General features: G+C 61.0%; 16 protein-coding genes. 2 read left to right on the plus strand and 14 right to left on the minus strand.

From position 1 onward, the window contains the following. Positions 1-8: 8 nt before the first annotated feature. The 4 genes from ACILSR_RS05205 to ACILSR_RS05220 all read right to left on the minus strand — a co-directional run bounded on the left by ACILSR_RS05205 (position 9) and on the right by ACILSR_RS05220 (position 3085). Positions 9-1097 (minus strand): MlaD family protein, encoded by a 1089-nt coding sequence (locus ACILSR_RS05205; RefSeq protein WP_395748668.1) that lies wholly within the window; start codon positions 1095-1097, stop codon positions 9-11. Then, positions 1094-1870, minus strand: coding sequence for an ABC transporter ATP-binding protein (locus tag ACILSR_RS05210; RefSeq protein WP_395748669.1), 777 nt, complete (start codon positions 1868-1870; stop codon positions 1094-1096). Before ACILSR_RS05210 ends, ACILSR_RS05205 begins: the two co-directional genes overlap by 4 nt. Further along, positions 1867-2658: an MlaE family ABC transporter permease gene (locus ACILSR_RS05215; RefSeq protein ID WP_395748670.1), complete on the minus strand. Its 792-nt coding sequence runs from the start codon at positions 2656-2658 to the stop codon at positions 1867-1869. The genes ACILSR_RS05210 and ACILSR_RS05215 overlap by 4 nt, the downstream gene beginning before the upstream one ends. Before the next feature lie 64 nt (positions 2659-2722). After that, the gene (locus ACILSR_RS05220) at positions 2723-3085 is read right to left on the minus strand and encodes a YkgJ family cysteine cluster protein (RefSeq protein WP_395748671.1); all 363 of its coding nucleotides are present in this window, start codon (positions 3083-3085) and stop codon (positions 2723-2725) included. Between the two features lie 117 nt (positions 3086-3202). On the opposite strand from ACILSR_RS05220, the gene ACILSR_RS05225 reads away from it, so the two are divergent. Then, a complete protein-coding gene (locus ACILSR_RS05225; RefSeq protein ID WP_395748672.1) occupies positions 3203-3838 on the plus strand; it encodes an urease accessory UreF family protein in 636 nt (211 codons plus the stop codon). A gap of 49 nt (positions 3839-3887) precedes the next feature. On the opposite strand, the gene ACILSR_RS05230 is transcribed toward ACILSR_RS05225, so the two are convergent. The 4 genes from ACILSR_RS05230 to ACILSR_RS05245 form a co-directional block, all read right to left on the minus strand. Beyond that, a complete protein-coding gene (locus ACILSR_RS05230) occupies positions 3888-5984 on the minus strand; it encodes a TonB-dependent receptor plug domain-containing protein (RefSeq protein ID WP_395748673.1) in 2097 nt (698 codons plus the stop codon). A gap of 185 nt (positions 5985-6169) precedes the next feature. Then, positions 6170-7129, minus strand: a complete 960-nt coding sequence (locus ACILSR_RS05235) for an acetyl-CoA carboxylase carboxyltransferase subunit alpha (RefSeq protein ID WP_395748674.1) — start codon at positions 7127-7129, stop codon at positions 6170-6172. 32 nt (positions 7130-7161) lie between these two features. After that, positions 7162-8163: a LysM peptidoglycan-binding domain-containing protein gene (locus ACILSR_RS05240; protein ID WP_395748675.1), complete on the minus strand. Its 1002-nt coding sequence runs from the start codon at positions 8161-8163 to the stop codon at positions 7162-7164. 23 nt (positions 8164-8186) lie between these two features. After that, on the minus strand, positions 8187-8714 hold the full coding sequence (locus ACILSR_RS05245; RefSeq protein ID WP_395748676.1) for a hypothetical protein: 528 nt from the start codon (positions 8712-8714) through the stop codon (positions 8187-8189). Positions 8715-8816: 102 nt separating this feature from the next. Between ACILSR_RS05245 and ACILSR_RS05250 the strand changes: the two genes are divergently transcribed. Next, positions 8817-10118 carry an RsmB/NOP family class I SAM-dependent RNA methyltransferase gene (locus tag ACILSR_RS05250; protein ID WP_395748677.1) on the plus strand — a complete coding sequence of 434 codons (1302 nt, stop codon included), beginning with the start codon at positions 8817-8819 and terminating at the stop codon, positions 10116-10118. A 176-nt stretch (positions 10119-10294) separates the two neighbouring features. Here ACILSR_RS05250 and ACILSR_RS05255 read toward each other — a convergent pair whose 3' ends face one another. The 6 genes from ACILSR_RS05255 to ACILSR_RS05280 all read right to left on the minus strand — a co-directional run bounded on the left by ACILSR_RS05255 (position 10295) and on the right by ACILSR_RS05280 (position 16419). After that, positions 10295-10942 (minus strand): transposase, encoded by a 648-nt coding sequence (locus ACILSR_RS05255; RefSeq protein ID WP_395748678.1) that lies wholly within the window; start codon positions 10940-10942, stop codon positions 10295-10297. Between the two features lie 209 nt (positions 10943-11151). Further along, positions 11152-11382: a zinc ribbon domain-containing protein gene (locus ACILSR_RS05260; RefSeq protein WP_395748679.1), complete on the minus strand. Its 231-nt coding sequence runs from the start codon at positions 11380-11382 to the stop codon at positions 11152-11154. A 113-nt stretch (positions 11383-11495) separates the two neighbouring features. Beyond that, entirely contained in the window at positions 11496-13055 is a 1560-nt protein-coding gene (locus ACILSR_RS05265) for an MFS transporter (RefSeq protein ID WP_395748680.1), read from the minus strand. 234 nt (positions 13056-13289) lie between these two features. Continuing rightward, a complete protein-coding gene (locus tag ACILSR_RS05270) occupies positions 13290-13670 on the minus strand; it encodes a hypothetical protein (protein ID WP_395748681.1) in 381 nt (126 codons plus the stop codon). A 14-nt stretch (positions 13671-13684) separates the two neighbouring features. After that, on the minus strand, positions 13685-15211 hold the full coding sequence (locus ACILSR_RS05275) for an MFS transporter (RefSeq protein ID WP_395748682.1): 1527 nt from the start codon (positions 15209-15211) through the stop codon (positions 13685-13687). A gap of 167 nt (positions 15212-15378) precedes the next feature. Beyond that, complete coding sequence (locus ACILSR_RS05280; RefSeq protein ID WP_395748683.1) at positions 15379-16419, minus strand: aldo/keto reductase; 1041 nt, start codon at positions 16417-16419, stop codon at positions 15379-15381. Positions 16420-16509 lie beyond the last annotated feature (90 nt).

The raw sequence follows: 16509 nt of genomic DNA on the forward strand, positions 1-16509 counted from the left end.
GGGCGCGGCTAATGCGGTGTGGAGTAAAAGCGGAACAGGGGATGCTTGAGCTTTGAACCGGAGTCCGAATCATGATGGCCCGCGGATGAGGAGCTGCCGGAGGATTTGGAAGATGACCCGGGCGCGCGAGGCACGATGTTTTCGTCGGGGTATTTTTTGGTGCTGGGCCAGATGAGGCGCCACGGCTGGTGTTTGAGAGTGTCGCTGCCTTCCTTGAGATTCTCAGCAGTGTCGCTGAGTTTGCCGGTGACCTGCTTGAACTGGCGGTCGAGATTCGCAGTCGCGATGCGGAGATTGTGCAGGGTGGCATCGATGTCCTCATTTTGTTCGAGCTTGCCGGTGAATTTTTCCGCGTGAGCGAGAGTCTTGGCGAGATCGCTGTCAGGGCCGGTGAGGTTCTTGAACTGCTCCAGGGCGAGGCCGAGCTTGCCATCGTCGGCAGTGAGGCGGCGGATGTTTTCCAGCGAGCCGCGCAAAGCTCCGTCCGGGCCGATGACTTCATTGAGATGAGTGGTGAACTTTTTGAACTCAGCGAGAGCCTTGGGCAGATCTGAGTTTTCCTTTGTCAGCTGGTTGAGATTGTCCGCTGTCTTTTGAAGGCCGTCGAAGGTGTCGGTGGCTTTTTTGAGGGCGGGATCCAGTTTCTCCAGCAGGGTGGGGACTGCATCCGCAAGGCCTGGCTGGCGCTCGCCGACAAACGCTGTGTTTTCGGGGGCGAGACCGCTGGACTCTTCACCGGTGGTGAAATCGATGACCGGTTTGCCGAGAAGGCTGGGGAGGGTCATGCGGGCTTTGACCTTGTTGTAGATTTTGGCGGAGCTGTTCACCTCGATCTCCACCAGGGTTTCCATGCCCGGGGAGGGGCGCTCCTTTTCAGGCACGGGGGAGTAAAGCTCCACCACGCGGCCGATCCTGCGGCCGGCGAGGAGCACGGGGGCGCCGGGGGTGAGGCTGGAGGCATTGTCCAGATAGATGCGAAACTTCTTCTGGGAAACGAAGACGCCGGGCGCGCCGAGGTAGAGGAGCAGGCAGACGAGCGCCACGAGTGTCACGATGACGAGGATGCCTGTGCGGATTTCATTGCGGAAGATGGTCATGACTGTGAGGACTGGAGGATGGGACCCTGGGTGTCTCCCGCGATGAACTGGGCGACCACCGGGTCTGTGGATGCTTTGAAGGCCTCAGGGGTGTCGTCCGCGATGATCCTGCCCTTGTAGAGCATGGCCATGTGCGTGGCGACTTTGAAGGCGCTGCCCATCTCGTGAGTGACGACGATGGAGGTGGCGCCGATCTTTTCACTGAGGCTGATGATGAGCTCGTCGATGACCGCGCTGATGACGGGATCCAGCCCGGCGGTGGGCTCGTCATAGAGGATCAACTCGGGATCCATGATGATGCCGCGGGCGAGGCCGATGCGCTTGCGCATGCCGCCGCTGAGCTCGGCAGGCATTTTGTCGCGTGCGTCCGACATGCCGACGAGGGCCAGCTTTTCGTCCACGAGCCGGTCGATCTCCGAACGGGACTTTGTCGTGAGCTCCTCCAGGGGAAGAGCGAGATTGTCCCGCACGTTGAGGGAGCTGATCAAGGCGCTGTACTGGTAAACCATGCCGATCTTCCGGCGCATGCGGTTGAGGCGCAGGCGGCCCATGCGGCTGACCTTGAGATTGTTGAACGTGACCTCTCCGCCGCTGGGCTTGAGCAGGCCCATGATGAGGCGCAGCAGCGTGCTCTTGCCGCTGCCGGACTGACCCAGCACGACGAGACGTGCCTGGGGAGGGACGGAGAGAGTCACGCCTTCGAGCACCTCTTTGGAGTCGAAACGCAGGCGCACGTCGCGCAGTTCCACGACAGGTTTGGAGGTCTCGTTCATGAGTTGAAAAGAGAGACGAGCACGATGTTGCTCAGGGTGTCGAACGCGATCACGATGGTGATGGAGATGACGACGCTGTTGGTGGTGGAGGCGCCCACGCCCGCGGCGCCACCGCGAACGCAGAGGCCTTTGTAGCAGGCGACGAGGCCGATGATGAGACCAAACAGGCAGCTCTTGACCACACCGGCGACGATGTCCCGGATGAGCATGCTCTCCAGGGCGGAGTCAAAGAAGTGGCGGATGGGGATGTCAAAAGCCCAGCGTGAGATGAGTGCGGCACCGACCATGGCGGTGAAGTCTGAAACCACGACGAGACAGGGGAGCAGAAGAAGAACAGCGAGCACACGCGGGCCCACCAGAAAGCGCAGCGGCCCGATGCCCATGGCCTCGATGGCCTCCACCTCCTCTGAAACCGTCATGGTGCCGAGTTCCGCGGTGTAGGCCGCGCCGATGCGTGCCGCGACCATGATGCCGGTCATCAGCGGGCCGAGCTCGCGCGTGAACGAGATGCCGACGAGGCCGGGGACGAGGCGCTCCTGGCCGAAAGTCTGAAGCTGGTAGCCGGTGAGCAGGGCCATGGTGAGGCCGATGAAAAACGAGACCAGCGAAACCAGGCCAATGGAGCCGACGCCTGCGCGGTCTGTCTGCTCAAAGAAGATGGCGAGACGGAAAGGCATGCGCCCACGCACAACGCGGTCCGCCATCTCCTGCACGGTGTCTGCGAGCAGCCAGACAACACTGCTGAGATGCTGGAGGGCGGTGCGAATGACTGACCAGGGACCAAACATATCGCTAAAGCATCGTCCAGGAGGGGGGCTCCGGATGCTTCGGATTGCGGGGGCCGGGGAGGCGTCAGGCCCCGGCGGGGCGGGGAGCCTCGATGGCTTCACATTGCTCGCGCCAGCCGGGGAAGTTCCAGGTATTGGGGAACCCTTCGCATTGCAGGGGCTTCACGGGCTGGATGCGGCAGATGTTCACGCCTTCCAGGAACAGGCACTCTCCATTGGGCTTGTCGATGATGCTGAGGCCGGTGCGGTTGGCATTGAGGCGGGTGCACTGCTCGACGAAGTCGATGCGAGGCATGTCCAAAAAGGCGGCGATGCGGGTGATCTCATCGTCAGTGACACGGACATCTCCGGGCCAGCGGCAGCAGTTGCCGCAGCGCTGGCAGGCATACCAGGGAGTGGAGGTGTCAAGTGTGGAGGCCTGGCTCATGAAAAGTATTCTGTTCGCGCAATGCGGCGGGAGAGGCATAGTTCGTGCGATGATTGACCTCATGCAACGAAGGAATGAACAGCGCAGCGCGGAGCAGTGGAGAGAGTTCCTGTGAAGATGAAACTGCACATGCTGCCAACCATCACGCTGCTGCCTGCGCCGCATGACAAGGCGGATGATCAGCAGATTATCGAAGACTGGTCCCGCGGCCTGGACTGGGTGAAATGGATGCTGGGCAGCGTGCGCGCCCGGCTGGAGACGCTGCTGGCCGGTGAGGCCGCTGAATGGAACGAGTTTGCGGAAGGCTGCCTGCGCGAGGCGCTCGGCCCGGCGCTGAAGTCTGCCTGGCGGAGCGCCCATGCAAATGATCTGGCGGGGCTGATGGCGGCCGATGCCAGGCTCTCGTCCCAGCTGCCGCATGAAGCCTGCCAGCGAAGTCTGCTGGCGGGTGCGGTGCTGCTCAAATCGACCAAACATGCGCGCTACCAGGGGGTGCTGGGGAGGCTGCGCGAGGCGGTGGAGCAGGGAAAGTGTGACGGGCACATCGCCATCGTGTGGGCGGCAGTGGGGCATTTTTTCCAGCTGAGCCTGACGAATGTGATCGCGGAATATGTGCGGCTGGAGTGGGACATCGCCGCGCGAGATGCGGCGGTGCAGACACCGCCGGCTGGAAAGTTCAGCATTGCGGGGCTGACGAGCCAGGTGATGCGGGACGCGTCCGCGGAGTCAGCGCTGCGGGTGGTGGATGCGTGAAGCACCGCAGCGGATGGCTGCGGCGCGCCAAAGAGGAGAAGAGGCAGGGCTAGAATTTTACCGTCACGCCAAGATTGGCGCCGAAGCCGGGTTCGTTGGAGCCGGAACCATGATAGCGGTAAGTCTGATTCAAGAGGTTGTCCAAGGAGGCGGTGAGGATGAGGTTCTGGTTCACTGAGTAGCCTCCGCGCAGGGTGAGAAGGAGGAACGATGAAGTGCCATTGGGCGGAATGCGCTGGGTGTCGAGCTGGTCGGAAGTATTCATGCGCCCGGCCTCGCCGTAAGTGAGGCCGACAAACTCGGTCCAAAAGCGGCTGTCTGCGGTCTGCCAGCGCACGCCTGCGTAGCCGACGAGAGGCGCGATCTTGCCCAATGGCTCGCGGCGTTTCTGGGTGGTGGTGCCGATGAACTGATCCGCCTCGCCTTCCACCCAGGCCACATGGCCAAAGAGGCTCCAATGTTTGTCGAGCCGCCAGCGTGTGGAAAACTCGATGCCCTGCATGAAGCCATCGCCGCCGTTGGCCTTGGTATCCTGCAGAGGGACGGCGGTGGAACGGCGGATGATGAGATTGTCCAGCTGGGTGTAAAAGTACGCGAGCGAGGCGCTGACGTTTTCCGTGTTTGCCTTGAGACCGATCTCATAGGTCAGGTATTTTTCTGGCGAGAGATCGGTGGCGGGAGTTTCCTTGCGTCCGGAGAGGGCGACATCGAAACGGGAGAGGTCTGAAAGATTGGGGGCGCGGAAGGCCTGCGAGACGCCGCCAAAGAGTGAGAAGCGGTCCTTTTGGTCGAGATCAATGACGAAGCGGAGGCTGCCGGAGAAGTTGTTCCAGCTTTCGGCAAAGGACCGCTGCGCGAGGGTGAAGGGGTCCTGGAAGCTGCCGAGTCTGGCGGTGGCATGGGTGAAGCGCTCGCCGATGAAGATGTGGACGCGTTCGCCGAGATCGATGGCGTCCTGAATATGAACGCCGAGCAGGCTGTAGGTGGAGTTGTCCGCCACGGCTCCCTGGAAGGGATTGTCCGAGGCGTGGGACTGCACGAAGTCCTCATAGAAATCGACACCGTAAACCCAGGTGCCGACGGGGGAGTCGCTGGTGAATTCAAGGTCAGCGCCGAGGGTGCTGAGGTCCACCACATTGTAGGAGCGCACACCGGGTCCGGTGACGCGGAACTGGTTTTCATTGGCCGTCTGCAGGGAAATCGTAAGGCTGGCGGTGTCAACGAAGCTGTTCAGGTCCCTGCCGGCGAGGCGGACGTAGGAAAGGCTGCGCTGCTGGTCAAAAAGACGCACGCGGTCGGTGCCCACGGCAGTGCCTTCAAATGAAACACCCGAGGTGGTGGAATGCGTGCGCCAGACATCGTTCTGGCGGAGCTGCTGGTGCGCGGCGGTGAAGGTCCACTGATCATCCAGCGCCACATCCAGGCGGACATTGAAAGCCCATTGATCGTAGCCGGTATTGCGCTGGAGGCGGCCGCTGCCGTCCACGACGTTGCCAAACTGGCTGAGGGTGACACCGGCATGCAGCCCCCACTTCTGCCCCTGTCCGATGCTGGACTCGAGGTGCTCCACGTTGCTGTGCTCCGCCGTGGAGTAGCGGTAGTCGGCGCGGCCATGGGAGAAGAAGCCGCCTTCGGCCTCGCTCAGATAGCCGGAGCCTTTGGTGAAGGCATTGACGGTGCCGCCTACGGCGTCGCTGCCGTAGAGCACGGAGCCTTGCGAGGGAAGGACTTCGACGTGATCAAGCGCATACTGGTCGATGGTGTTCCAGTACTGGTTCGGGCCGTCACGAAAGGTGGAATTGTTGAAACGGATGCCGTCAATCATCATGAGATTGCGAAAGCCGGTGAATCCGCGGATGAAAGGAGAACCCTGGCCGTTGGAGGTTTTCTGGATGGACACGCCGGGTGTTTCCCGCAAGGCTTCCGGGAACGTGCGCGTGAGCCGTTCCTCCATCTGCTTTTTGTCCAAGGTCTTAACCGCAGCGGGCACCTGGGAGAGTGGGGTGGCGCTTCGGGTCGCGGTGATCACGACTTCAGGGAGGGCAGCCGGGGCCTGAGGTTTCTTTTTCGGCGTTTCCGCAGCTTCGATGAAGAAACCGGGGGTGGCAGTGAGGAACAGAACGATCGGGTGCAGAAGGCGGCGCATGGCTTTGATAGGCTGAGAGCCTTTTAAAGGTAAGCCTCATCTTTATTCAAAAGCAGAATGGTGAGTTCTGCAGGTTCGGATAAAAACTGTCCGTGATTCCTCTGCGATGTTTCAAAGGTGTCCCATGCGGACCTGCTTTCGAAATCCCCGCCTTTTTCCTGTGAGTCTTTTTGACCGCTTCTTCTTCAGCCTTCGGTGAACTGGCCGAGGGCGCGGAACTTCTGGTAGCGCTGCTCCAGAAGCTGGGCGGTGGGGACGGCGTTGAGTTCCTTGATGGTGGCGAGAAGAGCTTCCTTGAGGGCGCTGGCCGCTGCGAAGTGGTCATTGTGCGCGCCGCCGAGTGGCTCGGGGACGATGCCGTCGATGATGCCGAGCTTGGAAAGGTCCTGGGCGCTGAGCTTGAGGGCGGAGGCGGCTTCAGGAGCGTGCTCGCGGTGCTTCCAAAGAATGGCGGCGCAGCCTTCGGGGCTGATGACGGAGTAGTAGGCGTTTTCCATCATGAGCACCTTGTCCGCAATGCCGATGCCGAGAGCGCCGCCGCTGCCGCCTTCACCAATGACGGTGGCGATGACGGGGGTGCGCAGGGTCATCATCTCGCGCAGGTTGAAGGCGATGGCTTCGGCGATGTTGCGCTCTTCCGCGCCGATGCCTGGGAAGGCTCCGGGGGTGTCGATCAGGGTGATGATGGGAAGGCTGAACTTCTCCGCCATGCGCATGAGGCGGAGGGCTTTGCGGTAGCCTTCAGGGTGGGCGCTGCCGAAGTTGCGAAGCAGGTTTTCCTTGGTGTCACGGCCTTTCTGGTGGCCGAGGATGGCCACGCGCTGTCCGCCGATGGTGGCAAAGCCGGCGGGCATGGCGTTGTCATCGCCGATGTGGCGGTCTCCGTGCAGCTCCACGAACTCATCGCAGATGTGCTTCACGTAGTCGAGCATGAAGGGGCGGCCGATGTGGCGGGAGATCTGCACACGCTGCCAGGGGGAGAGATTGGCATGGATATCGCGCTGAAGGTTTTCGGCCTTGGCTTCCATGTCGGCGATCTGCTGGGCGAGCTTGTCGCTGGGCTTGGCGGCGAGCTTCTTTTTGGCCTCCTCGATTTCTTCGCGGATTTTGACGATGGGCTTTTCGAATTCCAAAACTTGTTTCATGGCGGTCGGTTGGGGGAAAGGGGTGGGAGAGTCTATCTCACGAGGCTCAACTTTGACCCTCTTCGGACGAGAGCAAAGAGTTCTTCAATGTCTTCACGGGCAAGGAAAATGCCGGTCTCCAGCACGGGGGCAGGGGCGGGGACGGCCGCAGGAGCCGAGGCAGAAGCGGGGGCTGGCGCTGGCACTGGCGTTGATGCGGCCACAGGAGCGTTTGATTTTTTAGAAGCGGAACCTTTGGCAGGCGCCTTGGCCGGCTCTTCGACGGGGGTGGCACGTGCGACCGGGGGAGTGCGGATGTTGACGCCTGGCTTGGTGCCGGCGATCCACTTTTCCGCTTCCAGGTAGTTGGCCTCCGTGGAGGTGACCGGCTTGCCATCAAAGACGGAGTTTTTGGCCGCGATGGTCATTTCCACTGGCAGGCGTGTGCCGGGCGGGAGGCGGATGTCCTTGGCCTCATACACTTTGAAGGGGTACTCCACGTCTCCGACTTTGCGCAGGAGGATGACCTGCTTTTTGGCGACGTAAACGCCGAGATGGAAATCCATCGGGATGATGGTGAGGTGGTCGCCGGGCTGAAGATTGAAACTCATGAGCCCGCTGCTGCGGATGATGGAGTCCACGGTGGTGCCCTGCTTGCCGGCGATGAGATTGAGCGAGTCTCCCGGCTGGACGATGTAGTCCTTTTTGCCCGCCTTGGAATTGGGGGAGAAAAGCTGGTCCATGTTGATCTCCCCGATGATGCGCATGGCCTCAGGGCAGGTGGCGGAGTCCGGGAACTGCTTGCGGAGCTTGTAGAGCGCATCCAGGCCTTCCTCGGTCTTGCCATGCTGGATGAGATCGACGGCGGCCTCGAAGCGGCGCAGGCCGGGATCAATGCGCGGGCGGTCCACGGCCTTCATGGAGGCGATGTCCTGCTCGACCTGGCTTTCTTTCAGCAGGATGTTGGTGTAAACCCAGTAGCCCATGCCGAGGGTGCCAGCCACCAGGCCCACGGTGATGAGGAAAATCAGCAGTTTGATCTGGGTCTTGGCCATTGCGTGAAATCAAGAAACGATGCTCAGCCCAGCAGGCCGCGGCGTTTGAAATCGAAAAGGTTGATGTTCTGGGACTTTTCGATCATTTCAACGGTGAACTTGAGGAGGCAGATTTCCCAGGTGTCGTCCACGCCCTGAATGACCGCGCGCATGGGGTTGCCGGAGGCGCGGATGTTGTCAAGCAGCTTGCCGGTGACCTCCTCCATGGACTCATGGATGATCTGCTCGCTGATCTCGCCTTTGCGGAATTTGAAGCCGTATTTGAGGATGGCGAGCTTGTGAAGATTGTCCCGCAGGAAGTCGCCGAAGCCGGCCACTTCAGGGCCGAAGCCTTCGAAGTCAAACTGGCCGGGCATTTCAGGGCGCAGGATGAGGGGCTTCTCGGCCTCGATGCGGCCTTCGCGCACGCGCACGGCGCCGACGGAGTCCATGAGTTCCGTGACGATCTGGAACTCGAAATGGGTGCTGCCGAAGGTGTCGATGCGGCGGTCCGGCTCATGGAGCACCTGGGTGTTTTCCAGGGCGTATTGAATATCGAACTCTGTGGGCATGTCTGGGGGTGGCTGAGAGTAATCTGGTTCCACGCAGGGGCCAGTGATTTCTTGGCGGTGGCAGTTGTGCAGGGGATACGACTGCGCCATGTCTCTTGTCCCATGAAACTCCCTCCCCATCTGCTCGACGAAATCATTCTCTCACTGGGAGAGGTGTTTGTGGGCAAAAGATATGCGGACAAGGTGATCGAATTCACCTTCAAGCGGCACCGCAAGTGGGGCAGCCGTGACCGGCGCATTTTTGCGGAGTCCATTTATGAATGCGTGCGCTGGTGGCGCTGGTTCTGGTTTCTGGCCGGACTGCCGGACGAGGAGCACACGCAGCCGGAGAACATCACCCCGGAGAGGCTGTGGCGTGTGTGGGCGGCCTACTGGATCACCAACGGGCGTGACCTGCCGAAAGATGAAAACGCGCCGGAGGTGAAGCCGGGGGATGTTTTGAAGCGTGCCAAGGATGGCGCTCCGCCAGCCATCCGTGCCGCGATCCCGGACTGGCTGGAGGCGCGGGGCAGCAAGGAGCTGGGGGCGAACTGGCCTGCGCTGCGCGAGGCGCTGAACGTGCCCGCGGATGTCTTCATGCGGGTGAACACGCTCAAAAACGACCGCCGTTCTCTGCGGGAGAAACTGGGCCAGGAAGGCTATGAGACCGAGGCGGTGGAGCAGGTGCCGAGTGCGCTGCGGCTGAAGCAGCGGGCGAATCTGTTTGGCACGGCGTCCTACAAGGCCGGGCTGTTTGAAGTGCAGGACGCGGCGTCCCAGCTCATCGCGCCGTTTTTGCAGCCGGAGCCTGGCATGCGGGTGATCGATGCCTGCGCGGGTGGTGGTGGCAAGGCGCTGCACATCGCGGCGATCATGCGCAACAAGGGCAAGCTGCTCGCGATGGATGTGCATGCGTGGAAGCTGGCGGAACTGCGCAAGCGCGCCTCGCGTGCCGGGGTGGACATCATCGAAGCGCGGGAGATCGAAGGCTCAAAGACGGTGAAGCGTCTGGCGCAGAAGGCTGACCGTGTGCTGCTGGATGTGCCGTGCTCAGGCCTCGGCGTGCTGCGCCGGAATCCGGACGCGAAGTGGAAGCTGAGCGATGCGGAGATCGACCGCCTGATCGCGCTGCAGGCTGAGATTCTGGAGAGCTACAGCCGCATGGTGGTGCCCGGTGGCAAGCTGGTGTATGCCACGTGCAGCATCCTGCCGAGCGAGAATGAGCAGCAGGTGAAGGCCTTTTTGGCGAAGCACAGTGAGGAGTGGACGCTGGAGGAGGAACTGCACCGCACACCGGAGACCGGTGCGTTTGACGGGTTTTATGCGGCGCGGCTGGGGAGGAAGGGGGCGGTAGCTGCCGCGAACGAAGAAGCGGATTCCAAGCAGTCAGTGCCTGAGGAAGAGAAAGACAGCGAGGGCGGCTGATAGTGGTCCGCACAATCCTTTGTGCGGTTCGAGTGGGCCAGCGTTCTCTTTTCACCCCAATTTCCGCGTGAGGGGCTGGATACTGGGATTCTGCACATGCCGGTGTGGCTCGCCCATCCTGGGCCTTCCGTGCCGCTCAGAGGACTGAGCGGACCACTATGGGGACTTCGCGTCCTTCATTCGCGCCGCCAGTAGAGGAACTCACCTTTGTTCAAATCTGCTCTTTGTGGGTTCTCAGCGATGTAACTCCGCAGCTTGTCGAATGAAGCCTGATGCCGCACCAAGTGATCAAAGCTCTCGTCCTGCCAGAACCTGCCGCTTCGCCCCAAAGCTTCGTTGATCTTCAAAGCCGACCACTTTTTCCAAGAGGCCACTTGTTTAAGCATCGACTGCCGCGCCAGACCGCCGACGAGCAGGTGCACATGGTTGGGCATGATGACGAAGTCCCCCAGCCTGTAGCGTGAGCCATCAAAAAAGCGAAGTGTGTCTGACACATGCTGTGCGAGTGCGGGCCGCCGCAGAAGGCATTCGCCGTGGCAGGCGTCCATCTCATGCTCCAGCCTGCGGGAGAATTGGCGGAAGTCGTTCCTCTCGTCCTCAGCAAGGTCTTCAACCTGCCTGCGCCAGTCTTTGGCTAGGGGCGAGATGCCATGCACCAGCAGCCAGCCATCGCGCTCATGCCTCCATTTAAGCCAGACATCCTGGGGCATGGAATCTGCCGTGCGCCAGGTGATGAAATAGGTGGCTTCCGCTTGATCCCAATGTGGCAGATGGCCGTGGGTGATCGTCGTGCGCTCTGCCGGATTGAAAAAGCGGAATGGCATGGTGCTTTTGTGGCGCATTGCAAAATCCACAGGCCGTGGAATGTCGCCTCATAGTGGTCCGCTCAGTCCTCTGAGCGGATCGAGTGAGCCAGTGTTATCTTTTTATCCAAATTTCCGCATCAGGGGCTGGGAACTGGATTCTGCGCAGGCCGGTGTGGCTCGCGCATCCTGGGGCTGGCGTTCCGCTCAGAGGACTGAGCGGACCACTATCAATGGCAGCCACACCCACTGCCGCACGATCCACCACCGCCTGAGGCCTGGGAGCCACCACCGCTGCTGCCACCCATGATGCCTGTGCCACCAATGGGCACGCGGCGGATGGGCTGCCCGCTGTCCGGGTGCTGGGTGAGGGCGGCGTCTTTCATGCTCTGGCGGACTTCGAAGCGCTTGGTGGGCTCGCCTTCAAACTGGGGGATGGTTTCGTATACGTAGGTGGGCATGGGTGTCAGAGTTTGAAGTTTAAGGTTCGAAGTTTCAAGTTTCTTGCACCCGTCGGGAAATAAAAACGGCGTCCCGGTGAAGGGACGCCGCGTGGGGAGAGATGGAATCAGAATCAGGCTTTCGCGGCCGCTTCTTCTTCGTCGATGGTCAGAGGCTTGTAGCCGCCGATGGACTTGAAGTAGAGCAGCAGCAGGAGGTAGATCACCGCCATGGTGCCTGGGATATAGGAGTCGAACTTCAGGGTCTTACGGTCACCTTGCTGGTCGGCTGCCACCACGGCGAGCTGATCGGCGGTCTTCTCCTTGGCGTCTTTGGCTTCGGAGAGCTTCTTGCCGTCAAGACCGATAGCGGCAGTGGCGTCGAGATTGAGGAACTTGCTCGGAGCAGCAGCCTTATAGGTTTCATAGAGGGCAGGATTGGAGGCTTTCAGGGACTCACCAGCGAAGCGGTCCTTCGTGTAGCCGAGGCCTGGGCCACCAATGATGCCAGCGGAAAGCATGCCGATGCCACCCATGATGGAGATGGCGACGGCACCCGTGCGCGGGAAGCGGTCAGAGGCGACTGCCAGCATCGTGGGCCAGAAGAAGGTCTTGCCGAAGGCATAAACGCCCAGAGCGATGAGGGCGGTGGTGAAGGTGTTCATGCCGGAGGCCATGGTCAGGCCGCCGCAGGCGAGGGCTGCGCAGACGCAAAGCAGGCCGACGGGGGAAAGCTTGAGCGTTTTCTCAATCCAATGGGCGCAGAAGCGCAGGCCGAACATGATGGCGGAAGTCCAGAGGAAGAGGGCTTTGCCCTGCTCGGGGGTGAAGAGATTGCCGGTGATGTTCTGGATCCAGCCGTCCGTGCCGAGTTCCACAGCGCCGACGAGGGCGTGGGTGACGAAGAGGACGAAGAGCACCAGGGAACCCAGCGAGAACTTGGTGAGCACGCCCACGGCGATCAGCACGACACCACCAGTGGCGTAGCCGAGGTTCTTGGCCAGACCAGGCTCCACGCTGAGCACGTCCTTAAAGAAGCCTTCCGCAAAGAAGGAAAGGAGGAAACAGGCCACGGCACCGCCGAGGATGCCCACGTCTTTGAGCATGTCGCCAAAGCTGACACCCTTGGCAGCAGCGGCGGATTGGGGGAATTTCTGGCCCATGAACATGAGGCCGTAGATCACGGTCGGGATGAGGTAGAGCGCGAGCTGGATGCGCCAGTTGATCTCCATCTTGTCGTCCAAGAACCAGCCGATGATCACGCCGATCACCATGCCGGCAGGCCAGGAGGCGTGCAGGATGTTGAGGTAATGCGTGCGGTTTTCAGGGAACAGGGTGGCCACCAGCGGGTTGGCCACGGCTTCCAGAGTGCCGTTCGCAAAAGCAAAGATGAACATGCCGAGGGAGAGCACCATGAAGGCGCTGCTGCCGCTGGCGGTGAAAGTGACGAGCGCCGAGATGATGTGCAGGAGGAAGGCCACCACGACGAGCTTGCCGTAGCCGATCTTGTCAACAACGACACCGCCGAGGATGATGCCGAAGCAGAAGCCGTTGAAGCCCATGCCGCCAATGGCGCCGAGCTGTGCCCCTGTGAATCCAAACTCCTTCGCCCAGTTGTCAAAGATACCGCCGCGGATGGCGAAGCCGACGCCGGCCGCGAGAATGGCCATGAAGCCGGCCCAGAGTAGTCTCATTCGATTGTTTTCGCTGCTCATAGAGGAGTGGAGTGTGTGTTGATAGGTTGGGTGGGATGGTTTCGGAGGCGGGCGAGTTTTAGGTGCCACACCTTCTTGCGACAAGGAAAAAGTGTTCTCAAGGTTGAGAAGCCGCCAGAATGCTCTGCGAACAGGAACCGCAGAGTGCATCCGTGGAACCGACCCTCCTGCCGTGAACGCTTTTCAAGTGTGCGCTGCCTTATCGCTGCGCGATCACACAATCTTACAGTGAATCCAGGCGTCTTCGTCAAAGTTGTAAATGGCGCAGAGACGGTGGTAGCCGTCCGCGATGATGACCTTCCCGTGGAGCGGATCGCGAACGAGGAGCAAAGGGGAGAGCGCCTTGCCGTCCCGGATTTTCTTGCTGTCCTTTTCCACGTGGGAATTGCTGACGCCGAGCAGCGAGAGGCCGGAGGCGCGGAAGATGTCCCTGGATTTGAACTGGGTGACCTCCGCCACCTTCAGCTGGCTGATGATTTTTTTGACCTGCTTCTTGTCATACAGCAGCAGGAGGTAGGACTGGGCCGCAGGGTAGTCGTGCTCCTCGATTTTTTTGAGCCAATGGATTCCGGCAGACTTGGATTTCTTGCTCACGGCAGGGCGGTAAATCAATGGTCTTCAGAAATGGCGACGGGCTGGTAGCCGCCGCGCGATTTGAACCAGAGGAACATGCCGAGATAGCAGATCAGCATGAAAGTGGGAAGGATGGCGATGGTGGTGAAGACGCTGCGCTTGCTGGCGGCCTGCACGGTTTCCAGTTCCTGAACCTGAGGCGCAGGGAGGGCCTTGATCTTTTCCTGATCGAGGGTGGGGGCCTTGCCGAAGATGCCGTCCTTGGGCTGGCCTTTGATTTGGGAATACAGGGTGCTGTGCTCCGCGGCTGCTAGGCGGTGATCCATGTCGAGGTCCTGCTTGTGACCGATGTACGGGCTGCCGAGGACGCCGAGGAAAAGCACGCCGACGGCGGAGACGCCATTGAGGGTGAGGGCGCCGCCTTTGGGGAACTGCTCGGCGGTGAGGCCCAGCGTGGTGCTCCACAGGAAGGTCTTGCCCAAGCCATACACGGTGGCGGCGCCGAGGATAGCCCAGCCCGTGGCGTTTGAGAGGAACAGCAGGCCGGTGATGGCGATGGCCGCGCTGATGACCATGAGGCCGATGGGCGAGAATCGGTGAACGATCGGCCCGGCGTAAAAGCGCAGCACCGTCATGATGACGGAGACGTACACAAAGATCCAGGTGGCGAAGTTCGGGAAGTCAGGGCCGCTGAGCTTGAGCAGCTCCGGCATCCAGCCATCGGTGCCCAGCTCCGTGGTGGCCAGCGGTCCGATGGTGATGAGAACGACGATGAAGAGCCAGTTGCCAAGGGAGCGGGTGTAGAATCCCGTGGCCGCGCCCAGCACCAGACCGGCGATGAGGGTCTCGCGCAGAGCCACCTCTTTTCCCATCATCTGCACGACGGCGCAGTAAACGAGAGAGCCGATCATGAAACTGCCCACGGCACCGACTTCCTTCAGCATGTCGCGGTAGCTCACACCGGCAGCCACGCGCTCGTTCACCGGGAATGTGCGCGGCAGGATGAGCAGGGTGTAGAGCACCACGGGGATGAAGCACAGAGCGAAGCGGAACTGCCATACTGCACCGAAGAACAGTTTTGTTTCTGGCAGCAGAGCGCAGAAAAGAGCACCCAGTGCCAGACCCGCAGGCCAGCCGGCGTGCAGGATGTTCAGCCATTTCGATTTGTTTTTGCTGAAGACCGTGGCGACGACCGGATTGATGAAGGACTCCACCGTGCCATTGGCCACCGCGACGAGCAGCGAGCTCCAATAGAAGTCTTCATAACCTGAGGCGCGCAGGGTGAGCACTAGCGAGACGACATGGCAGATGGCGGCAAACATCGCGACCGTCTTGTAGCCGATACGGTCGATGATGAGGCTGAAGAAGATGATGCTCAGTGCAAAGGGCCACATGCCCGCGCCATTGATGGCTCCCTTCTGCGCTTCGGAGAGATTGAAGCTGTTTTGCAGCTCGCCGATCGTGTTGGCGCGCACCCCAAAGACAAAAGAGGTGGCGACCAGGGCGATGAAGCAGGCCCAGAAGAGTTTCATGTCGGCTTTGCCGGAGGTGGTCTCAGTCATGGCGGGAGAGGTGTGGAGTGGGAGAAAAGCGATTCCAGCAAATGCAGGCGGACAGCGCAATGCCTTTTTAAAGTAGTTGAGAGCTTCAGCTCGGTCTGGAGGAGCGCGATGCTTCCCAGACCGAGCTAAAGCTCTGAACTACTTTCCCAGACCTCGCGCCACCGTTCTCACAGCCTCCGCAGCCCGTCCTCCGTCATCGCGCAGGGGATCTCGGCATCGATCGCATTGATGCGGGCGAGGGTTTCGGCGCTAAGGACGAGATCAGCGGCGGCGAGGCTTTCGTTCAATTGGGCGACGGTGGTGGCGCCGACGATGGTGGAGGCGACGAAGTCGTGCTGCTTGCTCCAGGCGAGGGCGAGTGCGGTGACGCTGACGCCGAGGTCCCGGGCGATGACTTGCAGGCGCGCGGTGGTCTCGAGGCTGCGCTCGTTCACGAAGCGGGCCGCCATGAGCTTCTGGCGTGGGCCGCCGTTTTGGATGTAGTCGGTGAAGCGCGCGCCTTTGGGCAGGGCGCCGCCGTTGTACTTGCCGCAGAGTACGCCGCCACCCAGCGGCGAGTAGGGCAGGAGGCTCACGCCTTCTTTGCGGCAGACCTGGGCCAGCTCGCTTTCGCAGCGGCGGTTGATGAGGGAGAAATTGTTCTGCACGGTGGCCATGCGGGCCAGCCCGTGCTTCTCGGCTTCCCAGAGGTTTTTCATCACGCCCCAGCAGGTCTCATTGCTGCCGCCCCAGGCGCGGATTTTCCCTTGGTCGATGAGATCGGTCAGTGCGCCCAGCGTCTCCTCCTGTTGCATACCGTGGTCTGGCCAATGCGTCTGATACAGGTCGATGTAATCGGTCTGCAGGCGGCGCAGGCTGTCCTCGCAGGCCTGGAAGATCTGGCGACGGTCCAGCGCCGTGAAGCCGCCGCGTACCGGCGGGCGGAACCAGCCGTGCCCCGGGCCGGTGACTTTCGAAGCGATGATGATCTCGCCGCGCTTCTGCCCTTTGAGCCATTTGCCAACGATCTGCTCGGTGACACCGAACAGCTCCGCGCTTGGGGGCACTGGATAGAGCTCCGCAGTGTCGAAGAAATCGATGCCCGCCTCCAGCGCGCGGTCCATGATTTCAAAGGACGTCTCCTCATCGGCCTGCAGACCAAAGGTCATGGTTCCCATGCAGATGTCAGTGACAACGATTCCCGTGCGGCCAAGGCGTTTGCGATTCATAAGTTAAGGCGCGGATGCTAGCAGCGAAGTGCGGTGTGCCAAGGTTAAAGCAAATCCGAGTTGTCTGAGGCCAGCAGCGCACGTTCAATG

The organism is Prosthecobacter sp. (genome assembly GCF_044222565.1).
Classification (GTDB): domain Bacteria; phylum Verrucomicrobiota; class Verrucomicrobiia; order Verrucomicrobiales; family Verrucomicrobiaceae; genus Prosthecobacter.